This is a genomic window from Soonwooa sp. (genome assembly GCF_030151385.1).
Classification (GTDB): domain Bacteria; phylum Bacteroidota; class Bacteroidia; order Flavobacteriales; family Weeksellaceae; genus Soonwooa.
In genome coordinates, this window is sequence record NZ_JASLDS010000073.1 from 1 (window position 1) to 12,992 (window position 12,992).

Here is a 12,992-nt window from a genome sequence, read left to right on the forward strand (position 1 = left end):
GGCTCTTAAAAAATAATAATTAATAGTTAAAGTAAATTGTTTGTAACCTTTTGGCAAACTTCTTCGTATAATATAATAGAACTCTACATTGAGTGATTTTATAATGAGACAGTTAAAAATTACAAAACAGGTTACCAACAGGGAAACCGCTTCGCTAGACAAATATCTACAGGAAATTGGTAAAGTAGAATTGATCACGGCTGACGAAGAAGTAGATTTGGCACAACGTATCCGCGCCGGCGACAGAGCTGCATTGGAAAAACTTATCAAAGCCAACCTTCGTTTCGTAGTATCGGTATCAAAACAATACCAAAACCAAGGTCTTTCTCTTCCGGATCTTATCAATGAGGGCAACTTGGGCTTAATGAAAGCTGCTAAACGTTATGATGAAACTAGAGGTTTCAAATTTATCTCTTATGCTGTATGGTGGATTAGACAATCTATCTTGCAAGCTTTGGCTGAGCAATCGAGAATTGTAAGACTTCCGTTGAACAAAATTGGTTCTATCAACAAAATTAACAAAGCCTACGCACATCTAGAGCAAGAGAACGAAAGACCTCCTTCTCCTGAAGAATTGGCTGAAGTGCTTGACATGAGTGAGGACGACATTAAAGAGTCTATGAAGAACTCTGGTCGTCACCTATCAATGGATGCACCGCTTGTTGAGGGTGAAGACTCTAATCTATACGACGTTTTGCGTTCTGGAGAATCTCCTAGTCCTGACAAAGACCTAATGCTTGAGTCTTTGCAGATTGAGATCGAAAGAGCTCTTAATACTTTGACACCGAGAGAAGCTGATTTGGTAAGATTGTATTTTGGACTGGGTGGTAAGCATCCTATGACTTTGGAAGAAATCGGGGAAACATTCGATCTAACAAGAGAGCGTGTTCGTCAGATTAAAGAAAAAGCCATCAAGCGTCTGAAACATAATTCGCGAAGCAAAATCCTAAAATCATATTTGGGTAAATAATTTAACGATTTTAATATTTAAGGATTCGAGTTTTCGGATCCTTTTTTTGTTTAAAGAAAAACCCCGAAACATTTTTCGGGGTTTTGTACATTTATAGATTGTTTGATTATTTAAATTTTAAAAATCAAACGTATAAGATAGGTTAAAAGTTCTACCACGTCCTTTATAATCAAACAAAGCTGGTATGCCATACGAAGAATATAGCACCTGAGATCGCTTACTCCAAATGGTTTGATAATCGGTATTAAATAAATTTTGAATTCCTAAATTGAGTTTACCATAAGGCAATTTATAGCCAATCATTAAGTCGGATGTATTATAGCCATCAATTACGTTATTAATACTATCTGTTAATTTAAAATTCTGTAATGATTGGAATCTAAAGTTCCAATTAAAAATATTGTATCCAATGTAAGTCACTAATTTGGACGGTGATGCATTATAAATTTCTTGTTTTTGCCAGTCACCTTTATTATCTACTTCTGACTTTATTAATAAGCCACTTGCCCCAAAATAAACACCGTTACTCATGCTGTAAGAAATCTCCGCTTCAATCCCCATATTTCTTAGCTTAAGATCGTTAACCAAGATTTGCAAAGTTGTTCTATCTACAGCGATGGTTTTGTCAGAATTACTATAAAAGGCTGCAATTTGACTTCTTAACCCATCATTGTTATGTCTAAAACCTAATTCAAATTGATTAGTTTTAATTCCTTGCAAAGGCTGTTCTTTAATATTAATGCTTGACTTTACATCCCAATTATTAGTAGTAGCATTAAGAGCATAAACACCTATTCCATAATACTTGGATGGATCGGCTAATGTAATTCCTTGCGAGAATGTTCCCCAGATTTGATTATTTGTATTTATTTTATACAATAAACCACCATTTGCCAATGTCATATTATACGAACTTTTCCCACCAGGAATAGCAGATGCAGAAGCACCATATCCCATTGCAACTTGTGTTTGCTGTACAGAACCAACAAAATCGTCAACTTCTACATTAATACTTTGATATCGTACACCAGCATTTAATTGAAGTTTTGGTAGAATATCATAAGTCGCTTGGGCATAACCTGCATAACTTTTGGAATGATTGGTTGGATATCTTCCTAAACTATATTGAGTCTCATTAATGAGTCCACCACTCGCCATGGTCTTAGTAATATTATAAACAGATTGTGTTCCTTCGAATTTTTCAAAGTCAACATCTACACCATAAGAAATATTAAAAGTTCCAAAAGATTTCGATAATAAAGCTTTAAGACCAGAATAATAAGTATTTTGTTGCGAAGAAGACATATAAGGAATAGTTTCTGCTTTTAATTTCACATTACCTGGAAAAGGATAAAAGCCCAACTTCTCTCCTCTTGTTGCAAGCTGAATATAAATATCCTGTCCTCCCAACAGATTGTTGCCATTATAAGCCAAAGTTGCCATGTATCGCTCTGTCCCAATATTTTTATCAGAATAGAAGCCATCTTTCATTTGTAGCAATGCAGGATTTTTTGTCGAAAAACCAGCAAGGTTTTCACCTAGAGATAAGCTTTTATCTCCATTAAACTTAGAATTATAATATTGAATAGAAGCTGTAATCTTGTGTCGATTGTTAAACTTATAACCTCCTGTTGCTAGGACATCAATGGATTGATTGTATTGCAAATCGGTTTGTGTAATATCGGTAATCAATTGCTTTTGATCTGCACCATATACACCTCCATTTTGTTGATAAGCAACACCTAATCTTCCGAATAGTTTTTCACCTTTACCAGAAATTGACTGGGCTGCACGCCAATCGTGATCGTCTTTGCCCATAAATCCAGTACGATAGCCTAATTCCGTCTCACCACTAACTCCTTTTTTAGATGGGGTTTTGGTAATAATATTAATAATCCCACCTGTTGCATTACCTCCATAGATGGAATTAGCACCAGACAAAACTTCAATTTTTTCTATATTAAATGGATCAATAGAGTCTAATTGACGGCTAATCTGACGGATACTATTTAGCGACACGCCATCGATCATCACCAATGCAGATCGACCTCTCATGTTCTGTCCATAGTTAGTTCTTCCTTGTGGACCAATATCCATACTAGGAATTAATATCGATAACATCTCTTTAATAGGAACACCGCTTTTTGCCTGCTGCTGAATTTTTTCTTTGGAGACAACCCAAACCGTACCAGGAATTTCCGAAATCTTAGTTGGCTTTCTAGAAGCTACAATAACAATATCATCAATATTTTTTGTATTAGCTACTGTATCAATAGCGATCTGCGAAAATGCCGTCATAGAGGTTAACATCGCAAGAAATACATATTGTTTTTTCATTTGTAAACCTATTTTTTATATTTTTGCGGCAAATATAATTTTTATTCTTTCTAAATTAAAATAATACTACGTGAAATATTTCATACTACAAATACACAAATGGTTAGGTCTACTATCAGGTATTGTTGTTTTCATAGTGTCTATTACAGGAGCTATTTTCACATTTCAGGATAATATCAAGGACAGTATTTATGATTATCGAAAAGTTAGTATTGAAAATAAGGCTTTCCTAAAGCCTTCTCAAATTATTAGTATTGTACAAAAGTCACATCCAGATCTTGACATCTTAAGAATCATGTATATGGATAAAGATCGGTCTACTGTTGTGATGACCGCAGATGCGAAGAAAGACTATTATATGGTGTATGTCAACCCTTATTCAGGATCGATAATGATCTGTATAGCAGTACGATCCGTAACTTCTTTCAGGACAGAAGACAAATGTCGCGAAGACATCATCATTTTTTGAGCATAGAACTCCACATTTTTTTCAACCAAGTAATAGTCCGAAACCAACTTAATAAACTGTAAAACAATCTCTTGTGGTCGAGACATCTTTTCTTTAGAAATTGCTCTTTTCTTGATTATTAAATTTGCAAATTGATAAATCAATGCCGCAAAAAAACTTTCAAGAATCTCGTCAATGTAATCCTCTTCTTGATGCAAAATTCCAATGTAGTACGCCATATTTTCGGCATTGCGCCACAGACAATCAAACTCATCAGGCGTCGAATAGTACACTTCGCGAAACTCGGTTCTTATTGTTTTATAAGCATTGAGTTTATTAAATTTTAAACCAATATTTTCGATATACTCTCTCTGATAAGTCAAAATTTTAATATCAATATCTTCGCTAATCTCCATCAACTCGTACACGCTGTTATTATCGACTAAGACAAGAGAATTGGGTTTTAATTCCAAAATATTAAACTGAGCTTTTATTTTGATAAAGCCTTTTCTAATCATTAAAAATGCAGGCGTCTCTGGATGGTAAGGATGCCCGATTAGTAAATGTTCGAAGATTTTTTCGTTGGTTAAAATGTTTACAAAGCCCAATTGAAAATTTTATTTCAAAAATAGGAATAAGATGATTAAATCTCATATTCTTATTCATAAAAAAAGCAGCTCCACTTTTGAAACTGCTTTGTAACTATATTTTAAAACTAAATATTAATCTTCTTGTTTTTCTTTTGGTTCTTGCGCTTTTTCTGTTGGTTTAATTGGTTGCTCTTTTTTCTTAAACTTATATCGATAAACAACATAACCAATAATCACTAACAAAAACAAAGGCCAAAACGGTAACAGAAACAAAATAATATTTCCAAGCACTTTTCCTCCACTACCAAAAGCGTCGCCAGCTTTTTCAGAGAAAGTTTGATTCTCAGGCTTATCCTTATTCTCAATTGTTACATTATGATTTTCAACCAAAGTCAATTGAACCGTACACATCTGATTATCAACAAAATTCTGTCCTTTTACTTCAATATTTTTAGTTTTAACACTACCCAAATTATTGCTAACGCCATCCACAAAATAATCAAATTGCGACATAGGAACTTTTGCCGTCAAATACATCGTTTGTAACTCATTGTTACTCAGAACATTTTCCGCTTCAATTCTTCCACCAAATCTTGACAAATCTTGACTCAATTGTTGTCTAGCTGAGGTCAAATTATCAACATTGACTTCTATATTTGCAGACTTAGTAAGAACATCCTGTTTTTGTTGTGGACGTTGTTCAGGCGCTTTGCTGGTCTTTTGTTTGTCCTTATAAATAACCTTAGCCTGTTCTTTAAGTTTTTGTAGATCATCCAGACTCTTAATTTTAGAACTTACCGAATCTATCTTCTTCTGAATCTCCTTCGAATCTACAGTTTTCTTAAAATTATCAATACTTGATCCTAGAGAATCAATCGATTTTTTGGAATCATTAAAAAGCTTTTCGAGTTTTTCTTTCTCTTTAATAATGTGCGGAATACTGACAGAATCTAGATTAATGGAAACCGAATCAATATTTTTGAGATTGTCATTAACTGTACTAATGAGGCTATCAGCTGTTTTGAGGTGATCATGCATTTGCTGAATTTCAGACTTTTGGCACATCACCAACGAATTAAGAATAATAACTGCTGCAATAATTTTTTTCATAATCAAAAAATTTATGAGATAAAACTAAGGGCTTTTTGTCAGAAAAGATTGTAAAAGTTCAGCAAAACAATTGTAACTATATCCAACTGATTATCAATTATTAAATACAGTTTTACAAAAATTTTACAAGAAAAAAACTAAAATTAATGCTGGTGATTGTGTGTCAAATGTCCCAACATTGCCAGCGCAATTCCTAAAACCACAAAAATAATTTTGGACCAATCCATTTTGTGGTTTTTGTTACTTTCAAAAATAATAACCGACGAAATATGTAAGAAGATTCCCGCAACGACAGCAAGGAAGTAGATTTTGTTTTCTGGATCAAAATAATGTCCAATCCACATTCCCAACGGCGAAGCCAAAGCAAAGATTAAAACCACCAGCCAAAACTTTGGCGAAAAGGTTTTACTTCTTGCTAAGAAACTTCCCAACACAAAGGAAATTGGCAAATTATGAAATAAAATTCCTGTTAAATAAGGTGAGAAAACTTCCTTTTCTTGTGCCAACGGAATACCTTCGATAAAGGCGTGAACAAACAATCCTAAAATTAAGGCAACTGGCAAAATATGCTCGTCTTCCGCATGATGATGGATGTGTCCGTGTTCGAAACCTTTGGTTAAGCTTTCCAAAAGCATCTGTAGCAAAACGCCCGCAATGACAAAAATGCCGACGTTATGCTCACCGCTTCCATAGATTTCGGGAAAAACCTCGTTGATGCAAATCGTTATTAAAAATCCAGCGCTCATCACCAGAAGATTCTTCGCAAACTTCTGTTGACTACCAAAGTACTTACCTAGAAAAACTCCTAGTAAAACGCTAAGAATCAATAATAAAACGACCATTTCTGTTTTATTTTTTTACAAATAAATTAATACAACGTGGCGACGTTTCAGCATAAAAATCGCTTAACTCGTAATTGCCCCAAACTTTAACACGTTCAAAACCAACTTGTTTCGCATAAGCTTCAATTTGATCAGGCGTTGACAATTTTACTTTTTCGAAGAAGTGAAAATCTTGTCCAGCATCAGAAAATTTAATATCCTTAACTACAAAATTATCTTCTATCTTTTTAGTAATCAAGAATTTAATATTTTCTTTTTCGACAACTGCTTCTGGCACCAAAGTATTTCTAACAAAAGCTTCATTCAAGAAATCCAGTACAAAATAAGCACCCGACTTCATCGAATTATAAACTGATTGAAAAACTTTGAGATCATCCGAAGAAGATTCGAAATATCCAAAACTTGTGAAAAGGTTAAAAACCGCATCTACAGGCTCGCTAATATGCATCGGATCGCGCATATCATGAATTGCGAAATGTAAAGTTTCATTTTCGAACTCTTTATTATGATGGATACTTTGTTCTGACAAATCAAGCCCTAAAACACTATAGCCCAATTGATTAAGAAATAAAGAATGACGCCCTTTACCACAAGCCAAATCTACGATTCTTGCGTGTGGTGGCAATTCTAAATCTTTAACCAAAAGATTGATAAAATGTTCCGCTTCATTGTAATCTCTATCCTTGTAGAGAATATGATAATATGGTGTATTAAACCAAGATTCAAACCATTGCATAGGCGCAAAAATACGACATTTATCCGATAGTAAAAGCTTATAATTGTTTAAATTTCGATTCAAAACATCTATTATTAAAACAGAGAAGAATTTGCTTTTAATTTCTAAACATAATATTCTTAATTTTGCAAGATGAATACAGACAATCTGCAAATACAAATAAAAACCTTTTTCGGACTGGAAGAGATTTTGGCTGAGGAAGTTAAGAAATTAGGTGGACGCAAAGTTGAGATAAAAAATCGTGCAGTAAATTGCGAGGGCGACCTAGGCTTCTTGTACAAAATTAATTATTCTTGTCGTACGGCGGTTAAAATTTTGGTACCTATTAAAAGTTTTAAAGCCTTTGATGCCGATCGTTTTTATGACAGATTGTTCGATGTACAATGGGATCAATATATGTCGATTGACCAAAGTTTTGCGATAGATGCGACAGTCAACTCCGAGCGTTTTAGTCATTCGCAATTCATGACTTTGAAAATGAAAGATGCCATTGTTGACTTCTTCAAAGTAAAATACAGAGACAGACCTAATGTCGACAGTAAAAATCCCGACATCAAATTCCATTTGCATATTGACAGAGAGCTTGTGAGTATCAGCTTGGATAGTTCTGGTGATCCGCTTTTCAAAAGAGGTTACCGCCAAATCCAAACCGAAGCGCCTATTAATGAAGTTTTGGCTTCTGGACTTTTGCAAATTGCAGGTTGGGATGGCAAAGGTAATTTTCTAGATCCAATGTGCGGAAGTGGCACACTCCTAGTGGAAGCTGCAATGATTGCTATGGATCTGCCAGCACAGATTTTCAGAAAGAAATTCGCTTTTCAAAATTGGAAAAACTACGATGCCGAATTATTTACAACAATTAAAGAATTCAGAATCAATCGTGTAAAAGAATTTACTGGCAAAATAGTTGGTTACGATATTGACTTAAAAGCACTTAACGCAGCAAGAACAAACATCGAAGCCGCTGAACTAGAAGATGTTATTGAAGTTAAAAAGCAAAACTTCTTCGATTCTAAAAAAGAATTATTCCCGCTTTTAGTAGTTTTTAATCCGCCTTACAACGAAAGAATTTCTATTGAAGTTGAGGATTTCTACAAAAAAATTGGTGATACCTTCAAACAAGGCTATCCAAATACTTTAGCTTGGTTAATTACTTCCGATCTTGAAGCGTCTAAAAAAATAGGTTTAAGACCGTCTCGAAGAGTCAAACTTTTCAACGGTAAATTGGAGACGCGTTTCTTACAATACGAAATGTACGAGGGCACTAAAAAAACGCATAAAATAGAAGAATAAAGCAAGAGTCTACTGTATTTTGCTTTTGAGAAAATGCTATTTTTACTATGTCAACATGAAACCGTCGAAAGAAACTGTGCAAAATTTTGAAGCTAAAGACCATTTAAGATTTCTTATTAAACAGAAATTTGCGAAGCCATTGGACTCTTTAAAAAGCTTTGAAGAACTGTCCAGTGTCACAGAATTAAGCGTCCAAACATTAAGGCGTTTTTTTGGTAAAATAGAATCTAGTAAAAACACTTACCCTTATTCGCTTTCTTTACTTTGCAAGTATATTGGATTTCTAGATTGGGAAACATTTATTTCAGAATTTAATAATGAAAAAGGCATGCACGAAAATGATCGATTTATGATCAATAGTATGTCGATATTTTTCGCAAATGGTCAAAAATTTAACACAGATTATTTTCAAAAAACCAGTATTGTAGGTACTTTAAATGATTATGCTAAAGTCATATATTCATCAAAAGAAAACCTACTTTACTTTTACAAAAAATATGGCGAAAACAATTGGGCAACCGACTATATTCTGGCTTGGATCCCTAACTACAATTTTTTCGGACAAGACTGGTTTTGGAAAATTTTAGCAGATAAAATTAACAAAACAGACATTTCACATGTTAAGTTATCCCAAAACAATTTCCTTTGCTTTGGTGCATTTCTTTCGGAGAATAAAGCAGAATTTGATTTTAATTTTAAAAATCTTGCTTCGAAATATCAACAATACAAAGTGGATTTTGAGTATATGTCATATCATGAAATGCGATATACAACAATCTGTCTAATGAATGATAAATCTAATTCCGAACAAATAATTTTCAATTATCTTCAAAATTTACGAAAGAAAAATTATTCGGAAGAAAACTATCAAGAATTGCTTATCTTCTTTTGTAATACTTTGTTTTGGTTAGAACTATATACTGAAGCTTATGCTATTTTGCAGGAAGCCAAAACCTATTTGTCAAGATATAACAAACGAAAAGACAAAAGTTTCCTTCATTATTTCGGAATGAACAAAGCCTTCATGAAGGTTACATTTTCTTTGATTTATATTGCAAATGCTGACCCTAATATCGAAAATTTTGAAATCGAAAATACCGATTTTTCTGATGAAGCCGACTTGTTATACCATGATTACATACAGATTATGTATTTGACAAATTGCATTCTTGTGACAAATAATTTTGAAAAAAAGAAAAAAATATTTTCCAATTTAACAACCTTAGTTATCAAAACTAATTACACAAAAATTTACAAGATTTTACAAAATCTTGATTCTCGATTTCCATATCAGAGCTAAAAAGTTAAGCTTTATAAAACTTGGACTAACTTGGACTTTTAAAAGTCATTCTATTGTTATTTATTTGCCGCAATAATAATCAATCATGTCTGCAACTTTCAATTTAAAAACAGCTTCCATGTTTGCGAATTTGAAATGATTATAATTGATTTTCTTTAACACAAATAACACATTCTAAAAACACCAAAAAGTGAAAAAAAACAAAAATTATTACCTTTTAGAATTACAAAAAAGGTGAAAATTAAACTGCTTCATTACTAAACTGCTACATTATACTAAAAAGGTAGGAAGCTATTTCCATATTCCTTGACATTAATACTCTTGTTAGACTAAATTAAAAACTAAATTCATCTTAATAATGGCATGTAATCATAAATTTATGCAGGATTTGAATCTAGAAAATCTAGATTTCGAACCAGAAACCCTTATCATAGGAACCTACAACCCAGAATGGCCAGAGGACAACTATGCTAGGTGGTTTTATGGCCGTACAAACAATAATTATTTTTGGGATACTTTACCAAGAATGTTTGAAGAAAAGAGTTTACGAGGCAACGCAACTTCTAATGATTGGAAAAATTTTTGTTCAAGAAACAAAGTTGCTTTAACCGATCTAATTACTTCAATTGACGATGCAGAAAAAAACAATGCTAATCACTTTGAAATAATATCTAAGTTTAAAGATCATGAATTTGCAAGCACATTTGAAAGTTTTAAAATGACTGATATTGTTCAAATCTTAGAAAAAAGACCTTCGATTAAAAAAGTATATTTCACTAGGAATCAGGGTGTCGATTTATTTGATCATGAAATCAATAAAATAAAAGAATACTGTCACAAAAACAATATTCGATTCTCACACCTATTAACACCATCCAAAAATGCGAGATTTCAGATGAAAGGATACCAACCTTCAAATCCTAATTTGGAAAGAAATTTATCAAATTTCATTTATGAGAAATGGTTAGAAAATTGGAATTAAAAGATTTATTCCACTTGAATTTAACAAACATAAATAACAAATTCTAGAAATAACAAACATGAAAAAACCAACTATTAATTTTTATCAATTAGAATCAGCAACAGGTAAAAGTTATATTATTATTTCGTCAAAAGATAAGACTCTTCCAAATTTTGACATTTACCAACTTGTTGACAACGAAAAAAAAATTGCAGAAGAATTTGGTATTTCTGAATTTAAAGAAGGACGCAAATCGGCACTTAACACACGAGAAATGATTATGGAAGTATTAAAGAAATATGCTGAATAGAAGTTTCTATCCTATTTTCTAAATTCCATTAGAAATACAAAAAACTAATAAACTTTAACATAAAAGCATCTTTGGTATCTAGAAAACACTAAAGATGCTTTCTTTTTTTTAAACTTAAAGTAGTAGATATTTTAGACATGATGTTTTAAAAAGGTGTGTATGAAATCTAAAGTTATTACCTTTGCTCTGCGCAATTTTTCACATTAAAACATTTATCTTTTGAATTCTATTTCCATCATCATAGCCATATATAATCGCCGCGACGAACTCTTTGAATTGCTGAATTCTTTACTCCGCCAAACGGATAAAGATTTCGAAATTATCGTTGTGGATGATGGTTCAAAAATAGATTTAAGTTCAACTATAAAACTATTTGAAAATCAACTTGATATACACTTTTATCAAAAAACTAATTCAGGTCCAGGACTAAGCAGAAATTATGGTGCAAAACGTGCCAAAAATGATTGGTTAGTCTTCGTCGATTCGGATGTTATTGTTGAAGAAAACTACATCGAAAACATAAAAAAAGATTTGACAGAAATCCCTTGCGATGCCTTCGGAGGTGCAGACAAAGCGCACAAAGGTTTTAACATTATGCAGAAAGCCATTTCCTATTCGATGACGTCGGTTTTTACAACAGGTGGTATTAGAGGAAACAAAAAAGCGGTGAGTAAATTCCAGCCGAGAAGTTTTAATATGGGTGTTAACAAAGAGGTTTTTTTGAAAGTTGGAGGCTTTTCCGAAATGCGAATTGGTGAAGATCCAGACTTGTCGATGACGCTTTGGGAAAACGGATACCAAACTGCTTTTTTCGATAATATTGGTGTCTATCACAAGCGAAGAACCGACCTTGGAAAATTTTCGAAACAAGTCTATCAATTTGGATGTGCACGACCAATTCTTAACCAAAGACATCCCAAATATGTGAAACCGACATTTTGGTTTCCCACCATATTTTTGCTTGGATATGTGATGGGATTATTTCATTACTTTGTTTGGGGGTATGGGCTCGTTTTGGCACTTTACGGCATCTATACATTCGTGGTCTTTTTTCATGCCTTAATCGTAACGAAAAACATCAATATCGCAGCGATGGCAATTATAGCAACATACGTCCAAATGTTTTCTTATGGTTATGGTTTTTTAATATCGTGGATTAAATTGAATATTTTGCGTCAAAGTCCCAAAGAAGCATTTCCGTCTCATTTTCATTAACACCAAATTATGATGGCTAAAATTAATGTAATAGCAATATTTGTTTTGATTTTAACCTGTTTAGGTTGTCATAACAAAACACCCGAAACCGTTTCAGACAATCAGGAAACAAAGGATTCGCTTTCTCAACCAGCGGAACAACAAGTTGCAACTTCTCCAAAGGATAGCTTGTTGACAGCTTCTGAGCTTAATGTTATTTCATCTATTAATACCAATGAAAATACTTCATTTTTTGACAAAGGAAAAGCCTTAACCAAATACGTACAACTTGAACTTATTACCGAATCACTTTTTAAATCGAAGATGAAGGATTCCGTTAATTTTATTCGATACGACACGGTTCCAAATAAGAAGAAAAATGGCATTACAGAATTAGTTTGCAAAGCTAAAACTGTAAAATTGGTTGACAATCCTAATGATAATGACAGCATGGAAACTTACACCTATGTTGGACAAATCGATGTGCTAAACAAATATCTTGTTGCGGTTTCGTATTACGAGGACGGCGAATATTTTTTCATCGATAAAACAACTGGTGCTAAAACCAATTCATTTAATGACATTCCTGCCGTTTCTCCAGATAAAAAACATATTATTAGCATTAATGCAAACGGCTACGAAACAACTGCTGATATGGAACTTTTCGAAATAAAAAACGAAAAAGTTATCCCAATTATGAAAGCAAGTTTTAAAAACTGGATGCCATTAATGGAACATGGAAAAATGTTTTGGAACAAGGATGGCTATTTGTATTTAGCTGTTCACAATACCAAAACTTATTGGAGAGAGGACGGATTCCTAAACAACAAATACCAATACATTCGATTAAAGTTAATTCCGTAATTTTTTAGAGCAAAAAAAATGATTGCAATTCAATCGG

General features: G+C 33.0%; 13 protein-coding genes. 8 read left to right on the forward strand and 5 right to left on the reverse strand.

Features of this window, described 5'->3' with window-relative positions; genetic code table 11:
- The first annotated feature begins 103 nt into the window (after window positions 1-103).
- Window positions 104-970: an RNA polymerase sigma factor RpoD/SigA gene (locus tag Q1V95_RS14635; protein WP_079665561.1), complete on the forward strand. Its 867-nt coding sequence runs from the start codon at window positions 104-106 to the stop codon at window positions 968-970.
- A gap of 117 nt (window positions 971-1,087) precedes the next feature.
- On the opposite strand, the gene Q1V95_RS14640 is transcribed toward Q1V95_RS14635, so the two are convergent.
- Complete coding sequence (locus Q1V95_RS14640; protein WP_300675451.1) at window positions 1,088-3,307, reverse strand: TonB-dependent receptor; 2,220 nt, start codon at window positions 3,305-3,307, stop codon at window positions 1,088-1,090.
- Between the two features lie 70 nt (window positions 3,308-3,377).
- Here Q1V95_RS14640 and Q1V95_RS14645 point away from each other — a divergent pair, with 70 nt between their 5' ends.
- Complete coding sequence (locus Q1V95_RS14645; protein ID WP_300675453.1) at window positions 3,378-3,776, forward strand: PepSY domain-containing protein; 399 nt, start codon at window positions 3,378-3,380, stop codon at window positions 3,774-3,776.
- Here Q1V95_RS14645 and Q1V95_RS14650 read toward each other — a convergent pair.
- From Q1V95_RS14650 to Q1V95_RS14665, 4 genes are all read right to left on the reverse strand, one after another.
- Window positions 3,683-4,363, reverse strand: a complete 681-nt coding sequence (locus Q1V95_RS14650) for an AraC family transcriptional regulator (protein ID WP_300675455.1) — start codon at window positions 4,361-4,363, stop codon at window positions 3,683-3,685. The genes Q1V95_RS14645 and Q1V95_RS14650 overlap by 94 nt on opposite strands.
- A gap of 114 nt (window positions 4,364-4,477) precedes the next feature.
- Window positions 4,478-5,455: a DUF4349 domain-containing protein gene (locus Q1V95_RS14655; protein WP_300675457.1), complete on the reverse strand. Its 978-nt coding sequence runs from the start codon at window positions 5,453-5,455 to the stop codon at window positions 4,478-4,480.
- Between the two features lie 143 nt (window positions 5,456-5,598).
- Window positions 5,599-6,297, reverse strand: a complete 699-nt coding sequence (locus Q1V95_RS14660; protein ID WP_300675459.1) for a ZIP family metal transporter — start codon at window positions 6,295-6,297, stop codon at window positions 5,599-5,601.
- A 7-nt stretch (window positions 6,298-6,304) separates the two neighbouring features.
- Window positions 6,305-7,033 carry a class I SAM-dependent methyltransferase gene (locus Q1V95_RS14665; RefSeq protein ID WP_300675461.1) on the reverse strand — a complete coding sequence of 243 codons (729 nt, stop codon included), beginning with the start codon at window positions 7,031-7,033 and terminating at the stop codon, window positions 6,305-6,307.
- A 132-nt stretch (window positions 7,034-7,165) separates the two neighbouring features.
- Here Q1V95_RS14665 and Q1V95_RS14670 point away from each other — a divergent pair, with 132 nt between their 5' ends.
- The 6 genes from Q1V95_RS14670 to Q1V95_RS14695 all read left to right on the forward strand — a co-directional run bounded on the left by Q1V95_RS14670 (window position 7,166) and on the right by Q1V95_RS14695 (window position 12,955).
- Window positions 7,166-8,326, forward strand: a complete 1,161-nt coding sequence (locus tag Q1V95_RS14670) for a THUMP domain-containing protein (protein ID WP_300675463.1) — start codon at window positions 7,166-7,168, stop codon at window positions 8,324-8,326.
- A gap of 55 nt (window positions 8,327-8,381) precedes the next feature.
- Window positions 8,382-9,626, forward strand: a complete 1,245-nt coding sequence (locus Q1V95_RS14675) for a hypothetical protein (protein ID WP_300675464.1) — start codon at window positions 8,382-8,384, stop codon at window positions 9,624-9,626.
- Between the two features lie 358 nt (window positions 9,627-9,984).
- On the forward strand, window positions 9,985-10,608 hold the full coding sequence (locus tag Q1V95_RS14680; protein ID WP_300675465.1) for a hypothetical protein: 624 nt from the start codon (window positions 9,985-9,987) through the stop codon (window positions 10,606-10,608).
- A 58-nt stretch (window positions 10,609-10,666) separates the two neighbouring features.
- Window positions 10,667-10,897, forward strand: a complete 231-nt coding sequence (locus Q1V95_RS14685) for a hypothetical protein (protein WP_300675466.1) — start codon at window positions 10,667-10,669, stop codon at window positions 10,895-10,897.
- A 219-nt stretch (window positions 10,898-11,116) separates the two neighbouring features.
- Complete coding sequence (locus Q1V95_RS14690; protein WP_300675467.1) at window positions 11,117-12,112, forward strand: glycosyltransferase; 996 nt, start codon at window positions 11,117-11,119, stop codon at window positions 12,110-12,112.
- A 9-nt stretch (window positions 12,113-12,121) separates the two neighbouring features.
- Window positions 12,122-12,955: a hypothetical protein gene (locus tag Q1V95_RS14695; RefSeq protein ID WP_300675468.1), complete on the forward strand. Its 834-nt coding sequence runs from the start codon at window positions 12,122-12,124 to the stop codon at window positions 12,953-12,955.
- Window positions 12,956-12,992: the final 37 nt, after the last annotated feature.

What these genes read in the sequence shown, in the direction of transcription:
- Q1V95_RS14635 (WP_079665561.1), top strand. Translation starts at nt 104, where the DNA reads ATGAGACAGTTAAAAATTACAAAACAGGTTACCAACAGGGAAACCGCT.
- Q1V95_RS14640 (WP_300675451.1), bottom strand. Translation starts at nt 3,307, where the DNA reads ATGAAAAAACAATATGTATTTCTTGCGATGTTAACCTCTATGACGGCA.
- Q1V95_RS14655 (WP_300675457.1), bottom strand. Translation starts at nt 5,455, where the DNA reads ATGAAAAAAATTATTGCAGCAGTTATTATTCTTAATTCGTTGGTGATG.
- Q1V95_RS14660 (WP_300675459.1), bottom strand. Translation starts at nt 6,297, where the DNA reads ATGGTCGTTTTATTATTGATTCTTAGCGTTTTACTAGGAGTTTTTCTA.
- Q1V95_RS14665 (WP_300675461.1), bottom strand. Translation starts at nt 7,033, where the DNA reads ATGCAATGGTTTGAATCTTGGTTTAATACACCATATTATCATATTCTC.
- Q1V95_RS14670 (WP_300675463.1), top strand. Translation starts at nt 7,166, where the DNA reads ATGAATACAGACAATCTGCAAATACAAATAAAAACCTTTTTCGGACTG.
- Q1V95_RS14675 (WP_300675464.1), top strand. Translation starts at nt 8,382, where the DNA reads ATGAAACCGTCGAAAGAAACTGTGCAAAATTTTGAAGCTAAAGACCAT.
- Q1V95_RS14680 (WP_300675465.1), top strand. Translation starts at nt 9,985, where the DNA reads ATGGCATGTAATCATAAATTTATGCAGGATTTGAATCTAGAAAATCTA.
- Q1V95_RS14685 (WP_300675466.1), top strand. Translation starts at nt 10,667, where the DNA reads ATGAAAAAACCAACTATTAATTTTTATCAATTAGAATCAGCAACAGGT.
- Q1V95_RS14695 (WP_300675468.1), top strand. Translation starts at nt 12,122, where the DNA reads ATGATGGCTAAAATTAATGTAATAGCAATATTTGTTTTGATTTTAACC.